This window comes from Leptolyngbya sp. FACHB-8, from assembly GCF_014695575.1.
Taxonomy (GTDB): domain Bacteria; phylum Cyanobacteriota; class Cyanobacteriia; order Elainellales; family Elainellaceae; genus Vacuolonema.
Window position 1 is genome coordinate 64,016 of sequence record NZ_JACJOO010000058.1, and the last position, 24,703, is coordinate 88,718.

The window sequence follows — 24,703 nt, forward strand, 5'->3', positions numbered from 1 at the left end:
CGTGAAGGGGATCGCAAAGGATATTGATGAGGCTGTGATCTCACAAAGACGGGATCTGATTTCACGAAAGGGGGAGCTATTCTCTCAAAGGAGGAAAGTGTGATTCCTTAAAAAGAGAAGCTGTATATAGTTTTAAAGCGTGTAAAGAAATGTTGCAAGGGATTTAAGGGTAGAGCCCCATACGCTCTCAACCGTCTTCCTTCAAGACCACGAAAGACATTACCTGTATCATAACTAACATTTGGGGTCCTCTCCTCCTTTGAAGCTGTTCTGGCAGCAATTCTCAGTATGGGCTTCAAAGCTAAGAGTGCGTGCCCGTCGGGCACGCACTCTTGGCTTTGAAGCCCAAAAACTGCTCACTAAAGGTGGGCAGTTTTTGGGCTGGCTTTCAAAATGAGAATTGCTGCTGTTTTGGGCGTGTGATTGCCAGGGGTGGGGACGCTAAGCACCCCTCTCACCCCTGGCAATCACGTAATTGAAATATGGACCTGTTTTTGAAAATGGGCTCTAGGCTGCACAGCATTGCCTTGTGTGCTCCTCCTGGAAAAAGCAAAGAGGGGCGTTTTGCGCCCCTCCTTTCTGGAACCAAAACTCTGCTGAGTAGACACTAAAATTCCTGTCGCAGCAGGCGTAAACCTACCCACCCAATGATGATGTAACCAATGGCAAGGAGCAAACTGTTGAGACCAACCCGTAAGCCAGACTTTAAGGATTCTGAACGGGCTGTATCTGCTGCCTTTGTTTGTTGCTCTTTAATCCGCGCTTGCTCCTGGGTAAGCTGCTTCTGAGCTTGTTCCTGAAGGTAAGGGTCTAGAGTTTCAGGCTTCTCTTTGAAACCTCGAATCAGAGAGGCATCCTGCTCACTAATCAATTTTTGCTGAACGGCCTGCTGTAATTGCTCATCACTGGCACTGACCAGCTGGCCAATTTGCGCCCGCTGCTGCTGTACCGCCAGGGAAATACGTTGCTGAAGTTGCGTGTCGGCTTGTTGTGCTTCTTGGGTCAGGCGCTGTTGTAAATCAATGTTGTTCAACCGCACATTATTCAGGTGCAGGGGAAACATGACGAGATATATGGCCCCCAGCACACAGGCCAAAGCAGCGGCCCAAAACCGCACAGTTTGCCAGAGTGAACGGCCCGATTTTGTGTCTTTTAATGACGTCTCCAGCCAATAGCCGGCAAATACTAAGGCCAAACCTACGAGCGGCACCAATCCCCGATCCACGAGTTGGGTCGCGAATGCTAGTTGCCACGCTCGCTCGCCCAACTGGTAGGGCCAGGGTGAGATGAGGAAATCTAGCAGAACCGAAAGAATGATGATGATCCCTGCTACTCGCATGGCCAGGGCGGCTAAAGCGGCGATGGGGCGATTGCCAGGAGAGTTGGTCAATGTCATGAAAGTATCCGTTAGCGATAAGGGGCTATAAGAAAACCCAAAGGCCATTAAACACCATGGAAGCTGTCTTCGGCATGGAAGTTTGCATAACGCATTCACTCAGCGTTATAGGACATCCGGTTAAATAACCGGATTTGGTGATGGGTGCATCCCACTTTTTTAGTTTTCAGATTTGCAAACGTGGGGTGCACTCTTGCTAGTGCCCTGCTGCCAAAGGTAAATCAAGGTTAGTTCTAGAAGCCCTGCATATTAGAGCTTCTAGAATTAATCTTCTATGAAATAGACCGACTCAGATTTGATTAGGACAGCTGAGTTCGGGTTAAGGGCGTTTTCGAGTGCCGCGCAACGCGCGGCACTCGAAAACGCTTATTTTGGCGTGCGCAAAGCGCACGCCAAAATAAGCACTGCAGCTTATCCCGAACTGAGGTTAGGACTTACGCAATCTCCTTATATTCAGTGCATTCCTATTGTGTGTAAGTCCAGTTATGTTAGTTCGGTACAAGTTAGAGTGCCTAGTACTCTGTCAAGGAGTTTTTGAGGGGGCGCAGACCCCTCAAAAACTCCTCAAATTTCATGTTCAATTGGGGGTTACCCCACGCTTGAACATTGACAGACCACCAGCTTAGGAGGCGTTTCACACCAATAGTTGTTTTTGAGAGTGGTACTCTGTACTGCTGCCAAAATAGCTTCTAACCCAAACTGATTGCACCTCTTGAAAAAAAACATTTTGGCATGCGTTCTACGCATGCCAAAATGGGCCCTTGGGTTTATCTCAAATTATGGTTAAGAGGGTGCTTGAATTGGGCAGGAAGGAGGGAGTTCACCAGAACCGAAAATAGGCGAAGGGTCTAAACCTGTAATCTGGCTGAACTGGGCGGGAGTTAAAGTACTGCAAATGGGCTGCTCTTCCCAAACCCGGAGCTTTTGCTGTACCTGCTTGAGGAATGACATTCCTCGCACCAGGGGCACCGTAATCCAAACATCCAGTAGGGTTTCCACTAGAGCCAATTCAATGAGACCGTGAGGATAGCGGCTAAGCAACTCGTCTAAAGCAGATCCAAAAGAAACGGATTCGTCGCCATCTAGTTGATAGCTACTGACAATATGCTTGACGCGCTGGCGATTGAGTTCTGCGCGAATGTTCATCTCATCGGCTCTCAGTCAACGATGACATAGGTTTGAGGGAAAAGCCCTGGTCAATGGTCAGGTGTCGCCCTCTTAATATGACTGTCCTCCAGCCATAGTAGCGTAGCCATCGGTTTTGTTCACACAAACTCTAACCCAGAACTGCTGTTTTTTCGTTGCAAAGCGACGAAAAAACAGCAGTTCTGGGTTTTGGTTTTAGAGAAGGTCCAAGATGTGAGTACAGCTATAACGGTGAACGTGAGAAATAGTTCAAAAAACTATTCAGGGTGTTGCGATAAGATGCTGAAGTAAATGGCAGGTTGGGTGATGCGGTGCCCTCATTTTTGCCGTAGTTTTTGTTCAGTCCCCTTTGGAGATTGTCTATGAAACCAGTGGGTGGGCGATCGCCCCTCAGCAAATATGCGTCCTATGCCCTCGCTGCTGCCACTTTGACGGTTCTAGTGGTACCTCCAGCGCGTGCAATTTTTTATGATTTTGGCTATGACCTGGATCCTCCCCGACGGGACTACCGTGAGTGCGCGGCAGGGCTGATTGGCGAAGGCATTACACCCGAAGAAGCGGCCCAGGCCTGTGGTGTTGCCCTCAACCCTGAGAACCTTGCCGATTGTGTGGCAGGTATCGACAACGAATCCTTAACCGCAACGGCGGTGCTGGATGCGTGCCGCCGTGTGCGCCGTCCTGATGAAATGGCTCGGTGCTTCAATGACATTCGCGGTATTGATGGCACGAGTGCCGCAGTTAATGTGCTCGATAATTGCCGTCGGAGCTTGTTGCCCAGACGCTTTGCGAACTGTGTTGTGGGGCTTCGGGAAGAGATTGATTTCTCCACAGATGTGGCTATGGAGAGCTGTATTGCGGCAGGCGATCGCCCCCGCAACGTTTTACCCAGCTTCCGCCCTCTAACCGAGCAACCTTCTAGGCAGCCCTCCATTGGAGATCCGTTGGGACAACCTTCTGTGCAACCTTCTCCGTCTTCTGATCAGCCCTCTCAGCCTTTTATGGGGCAATAGCTCAATCTGCCGGATCGTTGCACTGATAGTTGATCGCTGTTCACCTGGCAGTTCTAGCCAATATTAGGACATTCAGACCAATCGAAGGGGGTGGCGTAATACGCTGCCCTTCTTTCTTGGGTATTGCTGGGAGCTATGAAGATGGGATGTGGAACCGCAGTTCCACATCCCATCTTCATAGCTCCCAGCAACGGGCTTGCTTTGGTATATAGCGCTGTGCACGTTGATTAAGAACGGTGGTGTACTTAACGCACTTGCGAATTGCGATAGCGCTGGGCGTTCAGAACCCGGAGGCTTTTCAAAAAACTGTCTTAACCAAATGGCGTAAGGTTATGCAAGCTCTGTGACCACTGTTGTATCGGTATTCAAATTTATGAAGTACATCGGGTAGTGTCACTACACACTATCTGATGTACTTCATCAATCCAGATCCACAGCTTTTTTACAAGGAAAGCTCCAGGTCGGCGGCAGGTGTGAGGGCGTCGGGTTCCTCAGCAGGCACTGGCGGAGGTGCGATCCGGTCCAGGGTGTCCCAGATTTCCTGCATGAGGGTATCCAGGTTGATACGAGCAACAGCAGAGATGGTGAAGATGGGAACATCGGTGCGCTGGCGGAGTTCAGCCGCGATCGCCTCTACCTGCTCGGGCTCGGATGCCAGGGCGTCGATTTTATTCAGGGCAAGAATTTGGGGGCGATCGCTTAACCCTCGACCGTAAGCCTCCAGTTCATTCTGAATTGTTTCATAGGCGGCGATGGGGTCTTCCTGGGTGGCATCGATCAGGTGCAACAGCACGCGCGTCCGCTCGATATGCCGTAGGAAATCGTGGCCCAAGCCAAGACCTTCATGGGCTCCTTCGATGAGACCAGGAATATCGGCAAAAACCGTGCCATCTCCGGTGGGTTTACGAACCACTCCCAGGTTAGGCACCAGGGTGGTGAAGGGGTAGTCAGCAATTTTAGGACGGGCCGCCGAAAGGGATGAAATTAGCGTCGATTTTCCAGCATTGGGCAGACCAATGATGCCCACTTCCGCTAATAGTTTCAGTTCCAGACGAAGCATGCGCATTTCGCCCGGTAGACCCGGTAACGCTTTCTCTGGAGCGCGGTTATGGTTGCTGAGGAAGTGACGGTTACCCAGTCCACCTTTTCCGCCCTTAGCCACTTCCAGAACCTGGCCGTTAGCTACCAGATCACCGATCACTTCGTCTGTTTCAGCATCGTAAACGACGGTGCCTACCGGTACTTCAATGATGCGATCGCCCCCCGAATGCCCCGTCATATTTTTGGGGCCGCCCCGTTTGCCATTATCAGCCTTGAAGAGGCGGGCGTAACGGAAATCTAATAGGGTCTGCAAATTCTCAACGGCGACCAGATACACCGAGCCACCATGCCCACCGTTTCCTCCCGCTGGCCCTCCAGCAGGTACATATTTTTCACGCCGGAAGGCCACCATTCCATCGCCGCCATCCCCAGCCTGAACTTGAATTTCTGCCTGATCAATAAACTGCATGGGCGATCGCCATCCAACAAACTTCCTGATCTGATGGTAGGCGATTATTGGGCAGAAGGTGTGGGGAAAGGCGGAAGGCAGAAGACAGAATGATAGAGCTGATTTTCGTGGGTAAAATCCACGAAAACCAGCTTTTCAAGCACTGTTAGGGGCAGCTCACCAAATTAGCTCCCAATCCCCCGGTTCCGGTCTGAGCCATCCAACCTAGATTGGAGGTTTGGTTATAAAAGACTTGCAACCAGATACGGCCATCAGACGTGGTTTGACGGTTTGGGGGAGCCGTGGCATAGACCCGTTGATTTTGGGCCAGCGAAGCAATGAGATTACCGTAGGGGGCAGTCCGTACTGCTAATACAGCAGGAGCCACTTGATAACAAGCACCTCGTCCACCTGTTTCCTCACCAGCGTCGCAGTCGGTTAATAGAGTTGCCGATCGCACCCATCCCAAGGAAGGGTTTGAAATTTGGGCGGTGCCATTTCCCAGAACTCCCGTCAGCACAATTCGGGTGTAGGGTTGAAGCGTCGCGACGGTCTGACCCAGCGTGGAGCTGGAATAAACGGGTAGTGCCGTGCTCCCACTGCTGCGGCAGGTGCCCACGTAGGTTGTACGTTCTACAAGGGGAAGGTCGGCTCGGGGAGCAGGAGTCGCTGCTGGGGCGGGAGTTGGCGTGGGTGCCGGGGCTTGGGCCGGAGCCGCTGCGGGAGGAGCCGCTGCGGGAGGAGCCGCTGCGGGAGAAGGTGATGCAGATGGGTTGGGTGCAGGTGCCGGGGCTTGAGCCTGGGCAGATTGAATGACGGTGAGGGGATGGGCGATCGCGATCCCCACAGCAATTAGCGTTCCAAGGATTGATTGATTGCGAAAATCAGGCATGGGAGGCTCATTCCTGGAATGACAATGTTATCGGAGCACCTTATCACGAGTCCCCGGTTGGGCCCGGTGGATGCTACGAATCTTAAAAATGTCGATTAACGTCGAAATACAGCCATAAGGGCCAGAATTTGGGAAATAGCCCCATGGCCCGTTATCAAAGTGATAGGCTGTCACCCAGGCGGGGGAAGCCAGGCACAGCCCAGGTCGATACAGTGCAGAGATTCCGTTTGGAGGAGAACTGTGAACCCGGCAAAGCGAAATGTTGCCCTACTAGTGCTCTGTCAGGCATTAGCCATGACCACGATGACCGTCCTGATTACGGTTGCAGCACTGGCCGCCAATGAGATGACTGATAATAAGGTGCTGGTAACCTTGCCCATTGCCTTAATGCAAGTGGCCGTGATGCTAGCGACCATTCCGGCTTCCATGCTGATGCGGCAGGTGGGTCGTCGTTTGGGCTTCATGGTTGGCTCGGGGTTTGCCATGGTGGGAGGGGCGATCGCCGCCTACGCCATTCTCATCAATAGTTTTCCCCTCTTCAGCCTGGGGCTGTTTTCCATTGGTATTTTTAGCGGCTTTTCCGGGTATTACCGTTTTGCGGCTGCCGATGCCGCCGATGAGTCTTTCCGCCCTCAGGCGATCTCATTTGTGGTTGCCGGGGGTGTACTGGCAGCCCTATTGGGGCCTGGGATGGCGATCGCCTCCAGCGAATGGTTTTCGAACGCCATGTTTGCGGGTACGTTGCTGGTAGTTGTAGCGTTGCAAATTCCCACAGTGCTGGTGTTGCTGGGGGTGAAGATTCCGCCGTTGCCGGTAGCGGAGCGGCAGAAGCGGGGGCGATCGCTGACAGAAATTATGCAACAACCCGCTTTTGGTGTGGCCGTAGTGGGAAGCATGGCAGGTTACGGTGTAATGGCGTTTTTAATGACCGCTACCCCATTAGCCATGGTGGCGATGCAGCATCCCTTTCCTTCTGCTGCCTCTGTGATTCAATGGCATGTTTTGGGAATGTTTGCGCCGTCGTTTTTCACAGGGTTTTTGATTACTCGCTTTGGCGTCTTAACGATGCTGTTGCTGGGGGCCGTATTGAATCTGCTTTGTGTTGGCACCAATTTGATGGGTGATAGCACTAGCCATTTCCATTTAGCGCTGACCTTGCTTGGCGTCGGTTGGAACTTTATGTATGTCAGTGCAACGACGTTGCTTACGGAAACCTACACCCCCGCAGAGAAGGCTAAAACTCAGGCCACTCATGACTTCTTGATGTACACCTTTGTGGCGTTTTGCACGTACCTTTCAGGTGAACTGCTAGATCGCTTTGGTTGGGTAACGTTGAACTATGCTGCTATTCCAGCGCTGGTGGTGGCGATGGCGTCCGTGCTATGGCTGATGCGGCAACGCCAACGAGGGTTGCAAGGCGTTCACTTGCGTTAAAAGAATTCTCATGGAAGTGTGCAGTGCTCTACACTTCCATGAGAATTGTCAAAGTAATTTCTGTGGCCAGTAGGCATTTGGAAACCCACTTTTGTAAGTGAAGCGGGCGAAGCCCGCTTCACTTACAAAAGTGGGATGCCCCCGGTTTGATATAAGTAGAAAAAGAAACTCTTTAAAAAGTTTTCTGGTAGCTTCAGACTTTGTGCAAACTCACTTCTAGATAAGCATTCGCACTGTTGGAGAAATGCCTCATCCAATACTAATGCATGAGCTGTTTGGCTTTTCTGATGTGCCTTTGGGGTGAGGCTTGCTGTAGTACGGCTCCCGTATCATGCTCACAACCTCAATAATGTTGGGTAAGGTTAGTATGGTACAAGCTGTTACTCGTAACAATGACAATCCGAATGACATCCGAAATCGTGAGGTCGTTCACTCTGCCGCTACACCTGAGGTCGGTAATTTAGCAACACCGATTAACTTTTCTCATTTCACACGAGTTTATATTAATAACTTGCCAGCCTATCGTGAGGGAATATCTGCCTTGCGAAGAGGTTTAGAAGTTGGCTTAGCGCATGGTTTCTGGCTCGTTGGTCCCTTCGCTTGGCTTGGCCCTCTGCGGGATACTGACAGTGCAGATTTAGCGGGTTTGCTATCGGCGATCGGCTTAATTGTTATTTCTACTCTCGCCATTTCTCTGTATGGGGCCAGCAATCCTCCCCATCCAACCCGCACGATTACCACCCCTCGTCCTCCTGAATCATTGAATACAGGGGAAGGCTGGAATGAGTATGCAGGAGGCTTCTTTATTGGGGCCGCAGGAAGTGCCGTTTTTGCTTACCTGATCCTGTCGAACTTTGAAGCCATTCGGGGCTTGCTCTCCTTCTAAATCTAAAGATATCAATCTCCTTGATGCAGGAGCCCTATTGGGTTCCTGCACTTTTTTAGATATCTTGCGCTGAAGCATAAGGAGATTTCCAGTAATGAAATTACCCCCAGAATGTTGGTGCTTTGCCCGCTTCGCGGGCAAAGCACCAACATTCTGGGTAAATTCTTATGCAGAAACCTCCTAACTTACACAATTTTTATCGTGTGTGGTTTGCGGTGCACATCACATACAGTAAAAATGCACTCAACAGGGTAGACTTGTGCAAGCCTCTATGAACCTGGGAGATCAGTATACTTCGTCTATAAAGGCAACCGTCAATGGTTACATTTAACGGACTTTAGAGGGTGGATGGTAAGTGGGTGGGATAGCATGAAGTCCAGCCTGTATTTACTGGAAGCTCTTGGTGATGAAACGTCGCTCAGTCTGGGGATGGGTAGGGTTGGGACTGGGGGTGGCGATCGCCATCCTGCTATTTGCCCACCCGATCAACGCTACAGAGAGATCCAGCTATGCCTTGAGCCAGGAAGCAGGTTTCAACCGCCCCGATCACTATCCGCTTCGCCCTCCCACTGGAGCAAAAACAGAATTCTACCGTCCAATAAAACCCTGGGTGGGTCGCCTCATTTTGCCCGAACTTCGGGCCAGAGGGGCTACAGATTGGGTTTGGTTTGAAGTGCATCAGGCTCCGCCAGACTCACAAGATCTGATTGGGAAGACCGTGAAACTGGAATGGGGGGATTCTTCCTTTGCCCAGAACTACCCTCCCATCGTCACCACCAACGTCCGCCTCAGCGATCGCGCTCGCCAATTTGAAGGAATGGGAAATCTAATTCCTACTCGTCTGGATGGATGGAGGCGGGTTGGGCCGTTGGAATCGCTGGCAGGTGCTCGCCCCAATAATGATCTCGAAGCCAGCCTGGGCACCGTCAAGCTGACGACCAACACTGCGGGAGAACCCGTCCTTCGGACGGAACGCGAACCCGTACAGGTGACGGGACGGATGTATGGATTGGTCAGTATTGTAGCTCCCGAAACGGAGCAGCCTAATGTGCGCCCGGCAACGTGTCCGGTCAAGCAACGGTTGTGTGAGAGTGAGCTCTACCGAGTACGACACTACAATCCTCAAACGCAACAGTTCGATGGGCCTGAGGATGTGATTCGGATTCCACAGCAACCCCCTGATGCAGGTGGGCGATTTTTCTCAACCCCCCATCAATTAGCCAGTTCTTCGGCAGGCCGGGCCGGTTGGTACATCTATGGGGCTTTTGATGCGGGAGGAATGTTTACCGTACAGGCAATTAAACCGCGATCGCTCGTCCAATTGGCCCCTGGTGAAGTGCTGCTGGGCAAGCGGCGGGGCCGTACCTACATCAGCCAGCACAACTGGGGGGATATGGCTGAGCGCAAGGGCTCCCTGCATACTGTATTGCTGGACCCGGTGCATCGGGAAGCAGAGAAGGCGATCGCTGACTGGAAGGAAGGAGACCAGGCTCTCCTCATTCACTTGTTTGGTGGCATCGGTGGCGAAAATGGCGATCCTGTGATGGGATGGACCGTTACTGGGCACTATTCCTATGGCATCGCCCAGGTTGTGCGGGAGCCGCTGACCCAAGAATTGCAATTTGATATGACCTACCAGCAGATCTATGCCAATAACACAAATGGCATTGTATCTGGCAGTTTGGATTGGACAGCCTATATGGGCGACTTGCAGCGAGGTTGGATGGGGAGCCGCCCGGTGTCTGACATCGTGATTAAGTTGGATGCTCTGGCTCGTCCGTTTAAGTTTGGCGATCAGGAAGTACCTGTGTCAATTTTGCGGGAACTGATGCTGCAAACCCAGGTTATAGCAGCCCGTTACCGAACCGGAGACGGCACTGGGCTGGCTGCTGTAACCCCAGCCACATCCTGTGTGCAGGATTCTAGCCAGGCGCTTTATATCGCGTTATCTCGGCTTCAGCAAGAGATCCTCAAGCGGCCCGATGTTCTCAACTGGATTAAGAATCATCCTCAGGATCCGGAAACACGTCGGTTTCAACGCGTCGTGGAGCTAGGAAAGGTGCTGAATGATTTGTTGGTGCCTCGAGGGGTCGTGCGCCCAGACTGGGAGAAGAATGCGGAGTTTTTAGCCGGGATTAGTGGATCTGGCGATTTGGGCCGTCAGTCAACGCTCAGAAACGCGCTGCTAAGCTGGCGCTCCATTCTCCCTCGCCAGGCCCATGATGAAGTCAGTCGAATTCTGTTAAATGCAGGGGCACAACTCTGGTTCCTCCGCACCGATCAGGTAGGTGGGCTTGACCCCAGTATTGAACCGGTGGCTCCAACGATGGCATTGGGGCAATTGCCCGTCTTCTCAAAATTGCTGAATCGTCTGCTAGGGGCAGTACTGGCGCCCTTCCGGTTCCATGAATGGGCGGTGTTCTTGCTGATATTGGGAGTGTATGCGGCGATCGCCATTCCGATCGGCATTCACACCGGGTTCCTGACGCCTACCTATGCTGGGCTCACCCCTCCCCAAACAGCGATATTACTGGTGCGCATTTTCTTTCTTCCCGCTCTGGTTGAAGAGTTTGGACGAATTCTCATCCTGCCTCACCCAACGGAAGGGATGTCTTACCTGGCCTGGTGGTTATGGGCAAACCTGGCTTTGTTTGTCTATGTGATTTACCATCCTTTGAATGCCCGTATGTTTTACCATGCCGGGTATCCCTTATTTTTCAGCAAACCATTTCTACTGCTGTGTACACTGCTAGGAATTGCTTGTACAGCACTTTATGGGTTTACAGGTTCGCTGATGGGGCTGGTTCTATTTCACTGGGCGGTAGTGGCTGTGTGGATTCTACTATTGGGTGGCTACCAGCAACTTCAGCCTAAAAAAACGGCGCACTGATGGACTATAGAGCTTACGCAAGCTCGCTATATTTTGTTGTGTGTGGTGTACGACGCAAACTACACACTAAGAATACGTAGGTCCTGCGCCAACTGGCTGCATAGCCGTAATCAAACCTCAGTTCGGGATAAGCTGCAGTGCTCATTTTGGCGTGCGCAAAGCGCACGCCAAAATGAGCATTTTCGAGTGCCGCGCAACGCGCGGCACTCGAAAACGCCCTTAACCCGAACTCAGGTTAATCAAGATCTGAGGTAGCTTGTCCTCTAAAGAGAGTGGTGGATTTCGTCCCGCTCTCTTTTGGGTATAGGTGCTTTGCTCATGCCTCTGTCCGCCTTTGGATAGATATATTGAGTCCCTCCGTGTAATACCTTGGGTCTAATTGGCCCACCTTGGGTAACAATGAAGCAGTTTTTAAGAAGCCTCTATTGTTTTAGCTCCTTATGCACCACTCAAGTTTGAGCAAGATAGGGTCTGCGAGCTCGTTTTTACTCTGGTTTCACTCTAGTTTGTCGCGCGACGTGCAATATCAAATCCGTCCTTACTTAGCACAGCCCTATCAGTCGGCACTCAAGGTGTTGGATTGTTGTAATACAGAGCACCCAATGACCGTAGAGGCGATCGCCCAACACACGCAACTTAGCCAATCCAGCGTTCGTCAGGTCTTGAAAGTGCTGCAAGCAGTGGAGTTGGTGACACCCGACATGATTTCTGTCCGAGAGTGGCGCTCTCAATCCCTTTGCAAGTAGCCCGCAACCAGGGCAGTAGGGTTACTCTGCTTGACGTTGTCATCATTCTGTTCTGTTTAACCTGCCGTGGCCTCTGAAGATGCTGAGTATGCCAAAGCCCTACCAAATTTTAATGGTCATCGACAACATTTCGAATGAGGGCGATGCATACCCGTTACAGCTGGATGAAACCTTTACCGTTCTAACCGAGCAACAGGAATCTAACATCCTGGCAGCATGTCAATCTCAGCGGATTGATGGGGTGCTACTGGAGGTATCTGCCTCGGGAGGCGATCGCCTTAATTACCTGAATCAATTGAAGCAACAGATGGGTGAAAACTGCCCACCCGTTGTCGTGATTGGTCATGGAGATATTGAAGCTGCGGTACAGGCATTTAAACATGGGGCAGCGGATTATCTAGTTCAGGAACAAATCACTCCAGATAAGTTGCGACTGGCGTTGCGGGATGCTGTTGAAAATGCACAGTTACGACAAGAACTGCAACGATGCCAGAATCAGTTTCGAACGTCCGTTGAGACGATGCTGGATTGCTTTGGCATCTTTTCATCAATCCGCAATGATGCAGGGCAAATTGTAGATTTTCGAATTGATTATCTCAATAAAGCAGCCTGTGAAAACAACCAGATGCCCAGAGAAATGCAAATTGGGCGAGGGTTATGTGAGGTATTGCCCAAGCACCGAGAATCAGGGTTGTTTGATGAATACTGCCAGTTGGTTGATACTGGAAAACCATTGATCAAAAAGTCGCTCATTTACGAAGACACGTATGGAGCACGACAGTTAACTCGGGCCTTTGATATTCGAGCAAGTAAGCTGAATGATGGTTTTGTCGCTTCCTGGCGTGACATTACCGAAACGATTAGGCAGCAAGAACAATCTGACGCAACCATTCAACAACTCCGATCTGCTTTAAAGGTTGTTTTTTCATATGCAAAACATTTGGAAGAACAACCTTTAAAGCAAGCTTTAAAGCACACCCTAACTCAGGATTTAATGCAGCAGTTTCCTGAACTAGGAACCTTGTTCGATATAGATACCTCTAAACTTAAACCAGCAGGAATTATTTCCAAAACTAGCCACTACCATTATCAAGAGCTGGCAGAAGCCATGCCTCAAATTGTGTGGACGGCAGATGCAACGGGAGTGATTAATTACGTAAATCAGCGTTGGTACGATTACACTGGGTTGAGCGAAGCAGAATCTATGGGCCTTAACTGTGTTAGCGCCCTTCATCCGGATGATCGCGATCGCACCCTGAGGCAGTGGGAGCAGTCTGTTCGTTGTGGAGCACCCATTGATATCGAATATCGCCTCCGCCGGCATGACGGGATTTATCACTGGTTCATCAGCCGGGCAGTGCCCACGCGTAATAGCCAGGGACAAACCATTGGTTGGATTGGCACCCTGACCGATATTGATCGACAGAAGCGCTTAGAGGAGCAACTCCGTCTGGTCTTACAAGCGGTTGATGGCCTGGTTTTTGATACTGACTTACTCACAAATCACGCGTACCGTTCTGAAAAGCTATTGGATCTGGTGGGGGTTCGTGCGGAGGATGCTCCACCGACCCTAACCTGGTGGCATGAACGATGCCATCCAGACGACAGGGCTTTGTTGCAGGAGAAGTGGGCTGCCTTATTAACCAGCCCAACGGACCTGTATGAACAGGAGTATCGGGTGCGCCATGAAGATGGTCACTGGGTTGATGTCTGGGAACGGGGATGCTTGATTCGAGATGAGCAGGGCCAGATTGTTCGGATAGTTGGCTCAACGGTAGATGTCAGTGAGCGCAAACGAGCAGAATTAGCTTTGCAGGAAAGTGAACAGAAGTTAAGGTCGTTTGTCAAATATGCGCCCATCCGGGTGGCGATGTTTGATCGCAACATGCACTACCTTGCGGTTAGCCAATGCTGGGTCGATGCTTATCATCTGGGTTCTATTGATGCAGTCCTCGGGCATTCTCACTACGAATTCTTTCCCAATCTCCCGGAGCATTGGAAACAATCCCACCAACAAGGATTAACCGGTGCTATTGAAAAATGTGACGATGACCGCTTAGTTCTGGCGGATGGCTCGGTGAAATGGTTGCGCTGGGAAGTTCATCCCTGGTACCTCGACAATGGAGAGATTGGCGGTGTTCTCATCTTTTCCGAAGATATTACCCAGCGCAAACAAATAGAAGAACAATTGCGCGAATCGGAAGAACATCTACGCTACACCGTAGAACTCAGCCCACAGTCGCCCTGGAACGCGAACCCTGCGGGGGAATTAACCCATTGCAGCGATCGCTGGCTGAATCTAATTGGCATATCACGCTCTCAGGTGCTCGGAACTGGGTGGATGCAAATTGTTCATCCCGATGATTTGCCTGCGATGAAGGCTGCGTGGATAGGTTCTATTGAAACCGGCGAACCTTACGATATTGAACACCGGGTTAAACTCCTAGATGGTGCCTATACCTGGATGCGATCGCGCGCCTTACCCCGCCGTAATGAGCAGGGCGAGATTATCCGTTGGTACGGTACAACCGAAAACATTCACGCTCGCAAACAATCAGAAGAAGCGTTACGCGTCAGCGAGGCTGAGTTTCGCACCATTGCCAACACAGCACCTGCCATCGTTTGGGTTGCCCTGCCAACGGGTGAAAATATTTTCGTGAATGAGCGCTTCTGCGAATACACAGGGCTTTGCCCAGAGGAACTGTTGGGCTTGGGCTGGTTGAATGTTTTCCACCCAGACGATATGGACAGAATTTTGCCCGAGTGGGAGCGGTGTTGCCAGACCGGTAATATTTTCGAGGGCGAAGTGCGTTACCGCAGCAAAGGCGGCAAATATCGGTGGCATCGCTTCCGCACATTATCTCAACGCAATCGTGTAGGCACCATTGAGAAATGGTTTGGTTGCGCGGTAGATATTCATGACTCAAAACGAGTTGAAGAGATCACGGCTGCCAATGAAGCGCGACTGCGAGGATTCGTGGAAGCGAATGTGGTTGGGATGCTCTACGGTGATATTTATGGAAACATTCATGATGCGAATGATGAATTGCTGAGGATTGTTGGTTACACCCGAGAAGACTTACAGACAGGACGGTTGCGTTGGGCTGACATTACGCCTCCAGAGCATTTGGTGCTAGATGAGCAGGCGATCGCAGAAGCACAAGCCCATGGAGCTTGTACCCCTTATGAGAAAGAATACATTCGCAAAGATGGCAGCCGAATTCCGGTGCTATTGGGCTATTCCCTGGTTGGAGCGGCCCGGGAAGAGACAGTGGCATTTATTCTAGATTTGAGCGATCGCAAACAAGCCGAAGCCGCTTTGCAAGAGCGCAGCAATCATATTCAACTGCTGTATGAAACAACCCGTGATTTGCTCTCTTCCACCCAACCGTTAACCTTAATTGAAACGGTATTTAATAAACTCAGAGACCAAATGGGTCTGGATGTTTATCTCAACTACATCCTGGATGAACAACAGCAGAAGCTACATCTAACCTTTTATGGTGGTATTCCAGAAAACGTTGCTCAACAAATTGAATGGCTAGAACTGGGGGAAGCCGTATGTGGTACTGTTGCACAACAACGATGCCAGATCGTGCAGCATGATATTCAGCACTCGCATGATCCCAAATTAGAGCTGGCGCGATCGCTAGGAGCTACAGCCTGTGCCTGCCAACCCCTGCTGGCTGGGGAACGGTTATTTGGCACACTCAGTTTTGGTAGTCTCACTCGTACTGAATTTACTGCTTCTGAACAGTCTCTCTTCCAGGCTATTTGTGACCAGATTGCGATCGCCCTGGAACGTTCTGAGCTATTAACGTCGCTTCAGAAACAGACCGAAGAACTTCTGCGAGTGAACCGCATTAAAGATGAGTTTTTGGCGGTTCTTTCCCATGAGTTACGAACCCCGCTCAACCCCATCTTGGGCTGGGCAAGACTATTACAAAATCGCACGCTTGACCCAGCTAAAACGGCTGAAGCCCTGGCAACTATTGAACGCAATGCTAAACTTCAGGCCCAACTGATCGATGATTTATTAGACGTTGCTAAAATTCTGCGTGGCAAACTCACCATGGAAATGGTTCCAGTCGATCTGGCGTTTGTCAGTGAAGCTGCCATTGGTACAGTGAAGGCCTCAGCCGTTGCAAAAAACATCCTGATTCATTCGGTGTTACCTCAAATTGGGCGGGTGTCTGGTGATGCAGCACGCCTTCAGCAAATCGCCTGGAATCTGCTGTCGAATGCGATCAAATTCACCCCCAACAATGGACGAGTCGAGATTCAGTTGAAGCGAGTGGATCATCAGGTCCACATGATTGTTCGGGATACTGGCAAAGGCATTACCCCCGACTTTCTCCCCCATATCTTTGAGTCTTTTCGACAGGAAGATGCCTCAACCACGCGCAAGTTTGGCGGGTTAGGACTGGGATTGGCGATCGTCCGTCAGTTAGTCGAGGCTCATGGCGGTACGATAACGGCACACAGTCCCGGTGAAGGGTTGGGGGCAACTTTTACGGTATGCCTGCCCCTCTTAGATACTGAAGTCAACTCTGAACCCTCCAACATACCTTCTGGGGAGGAACCTGATTTTACGGGCATTCGCGTCCTTATCGTTGATGATGCCCCTGATTCTCGTGAGCTGGTTGCGGCATTTCTCACCCTTTATGGAGCCGAAGTAATGGCCGTCAACTCTGCACGGGAAGTACTGGCCAGCCTCGAAACCTTTAAGCCCCATCTCCTAATCAGCGATATTGGAATGCCCGATTTAGACGGCTACTCTCTGATTCAACAAATTCGGGCTTTGTCTCCGGAGCAGGGGGGGCAAATTCCGGCGATCGCTCTAACCGCATATGCCAGAGATGCAGATCGCCAGCGGGCGCTTGAAAGTGGCTATCAGCAACACACTATAAAGCCCCTAGATCCAGAACAATTCATTCAATGCGTACGGTTGCTTGTACAGCGCTAACGCTAATTTTGGGAGTGTGCCAGACGTGTGATTAGGTGAATTAGAAGGGTTACTTCGTGTCATCCAATTACGCATCTGAAACATCACCTGCGGTGTCATTCGAAACCTGCTGGGATCTGCCTATCGAGTAGCCGTATATTTTTGGCTGAGGCGCTTGCTATCTGGGCATTTCAGCAAAAAACATACCATTCCTATACGAAGCAGAGTTCGTATGACCCCTGATTCCAGTTCTTCGACCGGATTGGATGTGAACCTCCATGAATACAGCCTCTATGGCTTGAGAAATACACTTCAGGCTGCTCATCTGTAAATTTTGGGATAAATCAGAGGCTCAAGATGCTTTTATTGCATGAATTCCGTCCTTTCAGATGGGTTAGTTTAGCCGAAAAGAAGCTACGATAGACCGTAGCGGTTTCCAATCGGACACCGATGTTGAGTTGATTACCGGTATGGACCGAAGTCCATTTCCTTATATACGACACATAAATCGACTCCTCTAGCGTTGGGTGAGCTTGGGTCTCCTGACGCGGAGGAGCCTCAGGAGGTGACAATGCTTACGCAGGATGTCCGCGATGCCCTTTTGGATCTGAGTGATTTCAACCGGCTCAAGCTGGAATTGAACCATCTCCCCGCTGTAGACGTGGGAGACTACATTGCGGATTTGCCCGCGGAAGAACGGGCGATCGCGTTCCGATTGCTCAATAAAGCTCAGGCTACGGATGTATTTGAATACCTGCCCCCCGAAGTTCAGGAGTCGTTAATTGAGTCGCTCCACGCGTCTCAGGTGCGGCAACTGGTGGAGGGGATGCGCCCGGATGACCGGGCGGAGTTGTTTGATGAGTTACCGGCTACGGTCGTGAAGCGGCTGTTGCAGCAGCTCAGCTCAGCGGAGCGGCAGGCAACTGCCACCATTCTGGGATACTCCGAAGGCACGGCTGGCCGCGTGATGACAACGGAGTATGTGCGGCTGCGACAGGGGTTAACAGTTGGCGAAGCTCTAGAGAAAATCCGGCAGAGTGACCAGGACAAGGAGACAATCTACTACGCCTACGTCACTGACGATGAGCGCAAGCTGGTGCGCGTTGTTTCGCTGCGACAACTGCTATTCTCGATTCCTACAGCCCCGGTGCGGGAGATTGCTAGCAGTCGGGTCATCAAGGCTTACACAGAGACCTCCCAGGAAGAGGTAGCACACCTCATGCAGCGCTATGACCTGCTAGCGCTTCCGGTGGTTGATCGAGAAGATCGTCTGGTAGGCATTGTCACCATCGACGACGTCGTCGACATTCTAGAAGAAGAGGCCACTGAAGATATTCAGAAGCTGGCGGGGGTTGCCGGTGGAGACGAAGCCGCACTTTCACCTCCAGCCGTGACCATTCGCAAGCGATTGCCCTGGTTGTTGGCAAATATTGTGCTGTATATCGGGGCAGCGAGTGCGATCGCGCCTTTCCAAAACGTTATTTCCCTGGTGCCGGTGCTCGCGGTGATCATGCCGATTCTGTCGAACACCAGTGGGAATGTGGCTATCCAATCCCTTTCGGTAACGGTACGGGGGTTGGGGATTGGAGAGGTGACACCCGACGATACATTAAAAATTCTGCGCAAGGAAATCCTGGCAGGCATTGGTACAGCCCTGTCGCTGGGGTTGGCCTTGGGGATTTTGTCGTTGATCTGGTCGAGTGCAGCGGATCGATGGGTGGCACTGGTGGCGGCAACAGTGATGATTATCAATGTGTTTGTTGCGGCGACGATGGGAACGCTTATGCCAATGGGCTTGAAGCGGTTGAATCTGGATCCAGCATTGATCAGTGGGCCATTACTAACGACAACCTTAGATGCCGTAGGATTTCTAACGTTTTTGGGATTGGTGTCTGCGACGTTGAAAATTGTGGCGTGAGTTCATTCTGTTGGAACTCAGGAGATTTCCAGATAAGAACTTCCCCATTATTTGGAAAAAAGGCGCGGCGAAGCCGCGCCTTTTTTCCAAATAATGGGGATATTGTTTCTCAGAAATCTCCTCAGACATTCTTGTGCTGTGCGTCACACATCACACACCACGAGCGATGATTGCAAAAAGCTGGCTTGAGAGTGTTGCCTCTAGCCCCTTGCTGGTGGGACATCTGCCCGTCCTCCGGCACCTCTCGTCAAAAAAGAGGGTGCAGAGGACGTGTTGGGTCTTTTGTATCTGTAGGCTTTAAAACAGGTTTATAGACGTTGTCTGCGCCAGCTTGCAGTGCGGCTGACGAGGCAATCAGCGCTGTGGCATGTGTTTGGAGGAAGGGTGATGGGAATGGGTTTGATGGCGGTGCGATCGCCCAAACGAGTTGGATTAGGATTACTGGCCATTACAATAGCGGCGGCACTGTGGGCCATCGCAGCTATTGTGGCCCGGCAGCTATTTGATGCAGGGGTAACGCCGTTTCAGTTGGCTTGGGGGCGATCGGCGATCGCTGCTGTGGGCCTGGGGGCAGTATCTCTGGGAAGGGGCGGATTTCGCTGGCGGATAGATGGGCGGGTGTTGGCCCTGGGGTTGTCGTTAGGGTTAGTGACAGCCAGTTATTATGTGGCGATCGCTCGCATTTCTGTTTCGGCAGCGGTGGTGATTCAGTATATGGCTCCGGCTCTGGTGGTGCTGTGGACGGCGTTTCGTAACCGCAAGCGACCCAGTCTGGCTGTTGGCATGGCTGTTCTGTTGGCTCTGTTAGGGGTGGCCATGATTTCAGGTCTGGGAGATCAGGATTTGCGGTTGGATAGCATTGGCCTGATGGCTGCTGGCCTCAGTGCTCTATTTTTCAGCAGCTATACGTTACTGAGCGAATCCCTCGTTCATCAGCTAGGGGCGACAGGGGTGATGTTTCGAGGCTTCTTCATTTCAAGCTTGTTCTGGCTGGCCTATCTGGTGCCCCAGGGCCCATCAATGTTGCTATTTCAACCTGCTCATTTTCCCAGTTTGCTCTTTGTGGGCATTGCCGGAACTCTGGTGCCGTTTTCCCTGATGTGCTGGGGTATTCAGCAAATGAGTGCGGAACGAGGGGCGATCGCTGCTACTCTAGAGCCGGTTTTAGCAGCATTGTTTGCCTGGCTCTGGTTAAATCAATCCCTCAGCCTGACTCAAATTTTGGGCAGTGTTTTGGTTTTAATGGCGGTCACAGCTCTACAATCCCGCAAGCTCACCAATCCTCAGATATAGGAGGGGATGGGCGCTTCAGACCGTGCTCTCCTTCTTAAGAAAATTTTCGATATGCATTTTTCACCCATCAGGGTTATCCATATGGATGATGAGCATGCCAGAGACTTTTCGTAGTATTAAGTCATAGAAGGATTTGCCATCCTCAAGCCTTTGGGAGCCTTCCAGTTATGGATAAGCGAGAAACAATTATTCGGGAACTGCGTCATCAGCTTTACTACACCAATCCTGGTTCTGACCGGGATGCTGTGCGCCGACAGCTCGATTTCTGGTCTCGCTACCGCCAGCCTAAAGCTTAACGCAGCACTTTTGGGATTTAGTCTTAACCTGTTGTCCGATTGCTACGACCTCCTCTTAATATGAACCCGGCAGAATCTGCCGGGTTTTTCTTTCTCAGCATTAGCAGGTTGCAGAGTGTTTTGGACGGACGGTGCCCGTCCAAAACACTCTGCAACCTTGTAATTTTTTGAGGGGTCGTAGACCCCTCAAAAACTCCTTAAATTTCATGTTCAAATGTGAGATAACCCCGCACTTGAACATGGACAGACCACTACTCAGCATGGCATTTATAGACTGACGCAATCTGGTTAGGACAGTTTATTTTTGAAAAGCTTCACGCCGTGAAGCTTTTCAAAAATAAACTTCCTGGCTCTGAGCATGTAGCGCCACACATCGCTAATCCAGTGTATTGCAATCGGATTCGTGTAAGTTCGGGTTACAAGGGTGGCTTTGAGTGTCCACCAATACACAGTATTCGAAACCACCCTTAACCTGCACTTAAGTTCATAGCGGTCATATTTTTCCGAAACCACTGGGAACATACTGATTTCACTCCCAGTCTCGAAAACTGAAGTACCGTAGCGCCATCTCATGATGTTCGGCGAATCTAAGCCCACGCATGGTTTGGCAAATTTGATGTGCCCAATTATTCCCTTAGCGGTGAAAGTATTAGTCGTCTCAAGCCAGAAGTTGTAAGTAACAAAGAATACCTGGCCGAATAAAGGGTGCTAGCACGGCTCAATATTCTCAGTCGAAACCTGTACTTGGAGTCTTCATTCATGTTCCACCTGTCTGTCAATTCCTCCCTGACCCTGGGTTTAGTATCTGGATTATTTTTTTCAGGGCCAATGCTACCCTTTAGCCTGGCCTCTGCTGTCACTCCAGAGGTTGCTTCCCCAACGACTGCAACACGGTTGGCCCAGCGGGTCGATGATGCTGAAGAGCGAGATGGTTGGCGTGTTGCCAGCCAAATTGTGCAAGTGGTGAATGAGCAACAGCAAACTACGCACCTGGCAATCCTGGCTGACATTCTGGATATGCCCGAAACCAGTTATGCCAACGCGGTTTACCAACTATATGCTTACCATCAGGGGCAGTGGCGGGAAGTCTACACAACGTCTGGTTCGCGGCTAATCACCTACTCTCAGCAAGGCATTGCCCTCCCTCCTGAACTGGTGTCTGTAGAACAAATTCGTCAGCAGCTTGGGGTGAATGATTTATCGAACGTACAGTTTCGCGCTGTGGTGAATTGCCGCTATGACCTACGGGGCGGGCAGCGCGATCGCCAAACCCAATTTGAACGTACGGTCGTTTACCGCGAACTGGGCCGTTCTAACCTCACTCAGCTCAGCCAACTCCGGTTAGTGGAGTCCAGCCGTTTCTCTCTGGCGATTCGGCAAACCCAGTCCAGTTTGCAAGGGGTAACCGCTCGTATCTCACTGCGGCAGCGCTATGGCCAGAGCTTTGCGCAGGAACGATTTGTGGGCGACTTCCGTTACCGGATTAATGACACGGCACAATTTGTGGAAGGATTGACAGCAGGCGATCGCGTCGTTGTCCGCCTATTTGATACCCAAAATCGCTTTATTGGCTACAGCGAATTTGAAGTGCTGGCGGGTCAAAGTCTTGTCACTCTGGTCCTTTCCAATACCGTGGGTAATGACGGTTTGGTGAGAACGGTGTATGGTTCCGATGCCAATCAAGATAACCGCATTGATACCAGCACGACCTATTACGACTATTTCACTCGGGTTACCAATACCCAGAACTACCGCGAGTCCCGAGTCACCTACCTGCGCACAACCGAACAAATAAATGTCAGCAGTTTCCAGGTCAATACATTGCCGAATCCTCCCCGGGGCGGCTGCATCTATCCCACCTCGTTCCAGAGCGGTTCCTTTGAAGTAGTGAGCCGCACCATTCGCGTTTTCTCGTCTAACTTGGTTAATGCGATCGTGGCCATTCCAGGGGAAGTCACACGAATTATCGCAGTCAGCTCGACTACTATTTCGAGTTACCAGGTTATTCAACTGATCACGTCCTACGCTATTCAATACACCAGCATTAATGTTGGGAGTATTAACACCACTTGTGATCTGGGTTGCGTCGGTGGCGATGACGACGATGATCAAGATGACGACGATGATCAGGATGATGATCAAGATAATGACGATGATCAAGATGATGATCAAGATGACGACGACGATGATCAGGGTCGTCCCCGTCGCCGTAATTGCAATCAGGGTATTGGCAATGGTTCTGAAGGATGTGATCCTGGTAATTCACGGCCTCACGGCGGTAGTAACGATGAAGGAGGCCGTCGCCCCGGTGGTCGCCGTCGCTAATAGCGTTACAGCTATTTTTATATAAGAAGAAGGTCGGTACTTTGTACCGACCTTCTATTGCTGACTGCTATGCTCACATCTTGCACCTTTCCAACGCCAAAACCCAGAACCGTTGTTTTTTCGTCACAAAGCGACAAAAACTAACGGTTCTGGGTTTTGATGCAGGATGTTGAATATGGGTATGTACTGTGCTGGACAACCTGTACCCGCAGGAGCGGGGTGAGACGTAGGCTCACCTCTCTCCTGCGGGTACAGGTTATCTGGAACCTCTGATTAAGCTTCACGGCGCTGTTGGGCGCGAATCAAGAACCAAATCATAGCCCATACGGCGATCGTCTGCAGCCCATCCGATATCAGTGTCGCCCAAGCAGCCCCTTTCCAGGAAAAAAGTGGAATCCAGAACAGGTTGAGGACAAAGTTGACTCCCGCTACAAACACCTGAATGGTGCTCCGTAACCCCTGTCGTCCCAAGCCTGAGATTAAATCTGCTGCCGGAAATCGTAGACCCAGAAGTAAAACCATGGGAGCTAGCCAACGCATCGCGTCTACTGCATTACTGTATTCCTGGCCTAGGATGATGGGCACAATGGGGGCCACCAGGGGGAGTATCAGGGTCATGAGCAGGGCATATCCTGCCGAAAGCTTCAGCACCTTCAGAGCAAACTGTACTCCCGAGCGAACGCCTTCCGCCCCATGTTTGTAGAACTTGGCGTAGGAAGCCGACATAATAGCCCGGATTGGTACGCAGGAGATTTCAATCAGGCGATAGGCTGCTGCGTAAATACCTGTTCCCTCCAGAGAGCCCATGCTGGCCAGCATGGTTTTATCCAGGTTGGCATTAAGGCTGGAGGCCGATTGATTGATGGAGAAATAGAAGCCCTCGCGGAACTCGTACTGCTTGAGGGGAGCGATCGCAAATCGAGGTGCTTCAATTCTCCGGGACACAACCCATAAGCTGAGCCCAGCAGCCAGTAAGGTACTGGCCGTGTAGAGTACTGTCCATAAGATAAGAGTGTGGCCTTGTCCTGCAATCAACAGCAGGATCAGAGCCGCTACCAGATTTTTGAAGCTGACGAGGTTTGACAAGATCGCACAGGTGCGAATGTCATCGACCGCTAGAAATGCGTTATAGGACTGAGTGTGAACAGATTTCCCCACCAATTCGGCGATCAAAATCAGCCCAATGATAAGACCAGAGGTAGAGGCTGGCAGGGTCAATTTGCCAATAATGTAGCAGAGCAGGGTCAGCAACAAACCTGAGAACAGGCTCAAAAGTACGGAGCTACCCATGCGATCGCGAAAACAGGTGCGATCGCGTGATACCGTTTTCACCAACAAATGCTCACTACCCCAGGTCGCGAAGGGAGCCGCTGCTCCAGCCAGGGAGAGCAAACCCATGAATAATCCATAGCCTTCGACGCCTAGCGTCCTGGCAATGATTACAAAATAACCTGCTTGAATCCCCAGACGAACCCCCTGGGATACTGCCATGATTAGCGTATGACGGATCAATTCGCTACGAAATAGCTGACGAATTCGTTCTGTAAGCCGCATGGATTCTTGCTAAATATTCCAAAGTTGTGTCAATAAACTCTGGAGGACTAAAACTAGATGCTTGTGAGCAGCGACATGCTGATATAGACGGAAAATCTGGAAAAGTGACTCAGGTAGATGTAAATGCACAGAGCTCGGGAAAAGTCAACATTCCTTTGGCCCTTGGCACTTTAGAAATATATCGTTACCTTTTCGGAGAACTGTTCAAAGTCCTAATAGTTCAGATAAGGAATCTTTTGTATCTTAATTGACCATACAAAAGATTTTCTCCGTTAACAACAACGCCCATGTTTAGATTTTGCCTATCTTACGGGTACGTTTTTCCGGAAACTTTCAGACTAATTTCTTCGTCTTCGAAAAAGGTTTTCTTGAAATGTATCTAGGATTGTGCAGATCTATAGGGTCCGTCAGGCCATGTCTACCCCGGTGACGCTTTTGTGACTGCAATTTAGCAAAATTCAGAGCGATCTCTTATGCAATACA

The 24,703-nt window shown here is 50.8% G+C and carries 15 protein-coding genes; 10 read left to right on the plus strand and 5 right to left on the minus strand.

Annotated elements, in window-relative coordinates; genetic code table 11:
- Positions 1 to 607: 607 nt before the first annotated feature.
- The gene (locus tag H6F91_RS14745; RefSeq protein WP_190770177.1) at positions 608 to 1,396 is read right to left on the minus strand and encodes an HpsJ family protein; all 789 of its coding nucleotides are present in this window, start codon (positions 1,394 to 1,396) and stop codon (positions 608 to 610) included.
- 783 nt (positions 1,397 to 2,179) lie between these two features.
- A complete protein-coding gene (locus tag H6F91_RS14750; RefSeq protein ID WP_190770176.1) occupies positions 2,180 to 2,542 on the minus strand; it encodes a hypothetical protein in 363 nt (120 codons plus the stop codon).
- Positions 2,543 to 2,904: 362 nt separating this feature from the next.
- Between H6F91_RS14750 and H6F91_RS14755 the strand changes: the two genes are divergently transcribed.
- Positions 2,905 to 3,552: a hypothetical protein gene (locus tag H6F91_RS14755; RefSeq protein WP_190770175.1), complete on the plus strand. Its 648-nt coding sequence runs from the start codon at positions 2,905 to 2,907 to the stop codon at positions 3,550 to 3,552.
- A gap of 442 nt (positions 3,553 to 3,994) precedes the next feature.
- Here H6F91_RS14755 and obgE read toward each other — a convergent pair whose 3' ends face one another.
- Positions 3,995 to 5,062, minus strand: a complete 1,068-nt coding sequence (gene obgE / locus H6F91_RS14760; protein ID WP_190770174.1) for a GTPase ObgE — start codon at positions 5,060 to 5,062, stop codon at positions 3,995 to 3,997.
- 145 nt (positions 5,063 to 5,207) lie between these two features.
- Positions 5,208 to 5,933, minus strand: coding sequence for a hypothetical protein (locus tag H6F91_RS14765; protein WP_190770173.1), 726 nt, complete (start codon positions 5,931 to 5,933; stop codon positions 5,208 to 5,210).
- A gap of 240 nt (positions 5,934 to 6,173) precedes the next feature.
- Here H6F91_RS14765 and H6F91_RS14770 point away from each other — a divergent pair, with 240 nt between their 5' ends.
- The 9 genes from H6F91_RS14770 (at position 6,174) to H6F91_RS14805 (ending at position 22,666) form a co-directional block, all read left to right on the plus strand.
- Positions 6,174 to 7,367 carry an MFS transporter gene (locus H6F91_RS14770; protein WP_190770172.1) on the plus strand — a complete coding sequence of 398 codons (1,194 nt, stop codon included), beginning with the start codon at positions 6,174 to 6,176 and terminating at the stop codon, positions 7,365 to 7,367.
- A gap of 367 nt (positions 7,368 to 7,734) precedes the next feature.
- Positions 7,735 to 8,253 (plus strand): photosystem I reaction center subunit XI, encoded by a 519-nt coding sequence (locus tag H6F91_RS14775; RefSeq protein WP_190770171.1) that lies wholly within the window; start codon positions 7,735 to 7,737, stop codon positions 8,251 to 8,253.
- Positions 8,254 to 8,659: 406 nt separating this feature from the next.
- On the plus strand, positions 8,660 to 11,143 hold the full coding sequence (locus tag H6F91_RS14780; protein WP_190770170.1) for a CPBP family intramembrane metalloprotease domain-containing protein: 2,484 nt from the start codon (positions 8,660 to 8,662) through the stop codon (positions 11,141 to 11,143).
- A gap of 506 nt (positions 11,144 to 11,649) precedes the next feature.
- Positions 11,650 to 11,889 carry a winged helix-turn-helix domain-containing protein gene (locus H6F91_RS14785; RefSeq protein WP_190770169.1) on the plus strand — a complete coding sequence of 80 codons (240 nt, stop codon included), beginning with the start codon at positions 11,650 to 11,652 and terminating at the stop codon, positions 11,887 to 11,889.
- Positions 11,890 to 11,977: 88 nt separating this feature from the next.
- A complete protein-coding gene (locus tag H6F91_RS14790; protein ID WP_190770168.1) occupies positions 11,978 to 16,855 on the plus strand; it encodes a PAS domain S-box protein in 4,878 nt (1,625 codons plus the stop codon).
- A 550-nt stretch (positions 16,856 to 17,405) separates the two neighbouring features.
- Positions 17,406 to 18,752 carry a magnesium transporter gene (gene mgtE / locus H6F91_RS14795; protein WP_190770225.1) on the plus strand — a complete coding sequence of 449 codons (1,347 nt, stop codon included), beginning with the start codon at positions 17,406 to 17,408 and terminating at the stop codon, positions 18,750 to 18,752.
- A 387-nt stretch (positions 18,753 to 19,139) separates the two neighbouring features.
- Positions 19,140 to 20,045, plus strand: coding sequence for an EamA family transporter (locus tag H6F91_RS14800; RefSeq protein WP_199307836.1), 906 nt, complete (start codon positions 19,140 to 19,142; stop codon positions 20,043 to 20,045).
- A gap of 167 nt (positions 20,046 to 20,212) precedes the next feature.
- The gene (locus tag H6F91_RS28305) at positions 20,213 to 20,341 is read left to right on the plus strand and encodes a hypothetical protein (protein ID WP_277874392.1); all 129 of its coding nucleotides are present in this window, start codon (positions 20,213 to 20,215) and stop codon (positions 20,339 to 20,341) included.
- Positions 20,342 to 21,100: 759 nt separating this feature from the next.
- Positions 21,101 to 22,666, plus strand: coding sequence for a hypothetical protein (locus H6F91_RS14805; protein WP_190775779.1), 1,566 nt, complete (start codon positions 21,101 to 21,103; stop codon positions 22,664 to 22,666).
- Between the two features lie 273 nt (positions 22,667 to 22,939).
- Here the strand turns inward: H6F91_RS14805 and H6F91_RS14810 are convergent, their stop codons facing one another.
- The gene (locus H6F91_RS14810) at positions 22,940 to 24,220 is read right to left on the minus strand and encodes an oligosaccharide flippase family protein (protein ID WP_190775774.1); all 1,281 of its coding nucleotides are present in this window, start codon (positions 24,218 to 24,220) and stop codon (positions 22,940 to 22,942) included.
- Between the last annotated feature and the right edge of the window lie 483 nt (positions 24,221 to 24,703).

Bases quoted from the DNA above. Each gene is read 5' to 3' on its own strand.
- H6F91_RS14765 (WP_190770173.1), bottom strand. From the start codon at position 5,933: ATGCCTGATTTTCGCAATCAATCAATCCTTGGAACGCTAATTGCTGTG.
- H6F91_RS14800 (WP_199307836.1), top strand. From the start codon at position 19,140: ATGGGAATGGGTTTGATGGCGGTGCGATCGCCCAAACGAGTTGGATTA.
- H6F91_RS14805 (WP_190775779.1), top strand. From the start codon at position 21,101: ATGTTCCACCTGTCTGTCAATTCCTCCCTGACCCTGGGTTTAGTATCT.
- H6F91_RS14755 (WP_190770175.1), top strand. From the start codon at position 2,905: ATGAAACCAGTGGGTGGGCGATCGCCCCTCAGCAAATATGCGTCCTAT.
- H6F91_RS14750 (WP_190770176.1), bottom strand. From the start codon at position 2,542: ATGAACATTCGCGCAGAACTCAATCGCCAGCGCGTCAAGCATATTGTC.
- H6F91_RS14810 (WP_190775774.1), bottom strand. From the start codon at position 24,220: ATGCGGCTTACAGAACGAATTCGTCAGCTATTTCGTAGCGAATTGATC.
- H6F91_RS28305 (WP_277874392.1), top strand. From the start codon at position 20,213: ATGGATAAGCGAGAAACAATTATTCGGGAACTGCGTCATCAGCTTTAC.
- mgtE (WP_190770225.1), top strand. From the start codon at position 17,406: ATGCTTACGCAGGATGTCCGCGATGCCCTTTTGGATCTGAGTGATTTC.
- H6F91_RS14775 (WP_190770171.1), top strand. From the start codon at position 7,735: ATGGTACAAGCTGTTACTCGTAACAATGACAATCCGAATGACATCCGA.
- H6F91_RS14780 (WP_190770170.1), top strand. From the start codon at position 8,660: ATGAAACGTCGCTCAGTCTGGGGATGGGTAGGGTTGGGACTGGGGGTG.
- H6F91_RS14745 (WP_190770177.1), bottom strand. From the start codon at position 1,396: ATGACATTGACCAACTCTCCTGGCAATCGCCCCATCGCCGCTTTAGCC.
- H6F91_RS14790 (WP_190770168.1), top strand. From the start codon at position 11,978: ATGCCAAAGCCCTACCAAATTTTAATGGTCATCGACAACATTTCGAAT.
- obgE (WP_190770174.1), bottom strand. From the start codon at position 5,062: ATGCAGTTTATTGATCAGGCAGAAATTCAAGTTCAGGCTGGGGATGGC.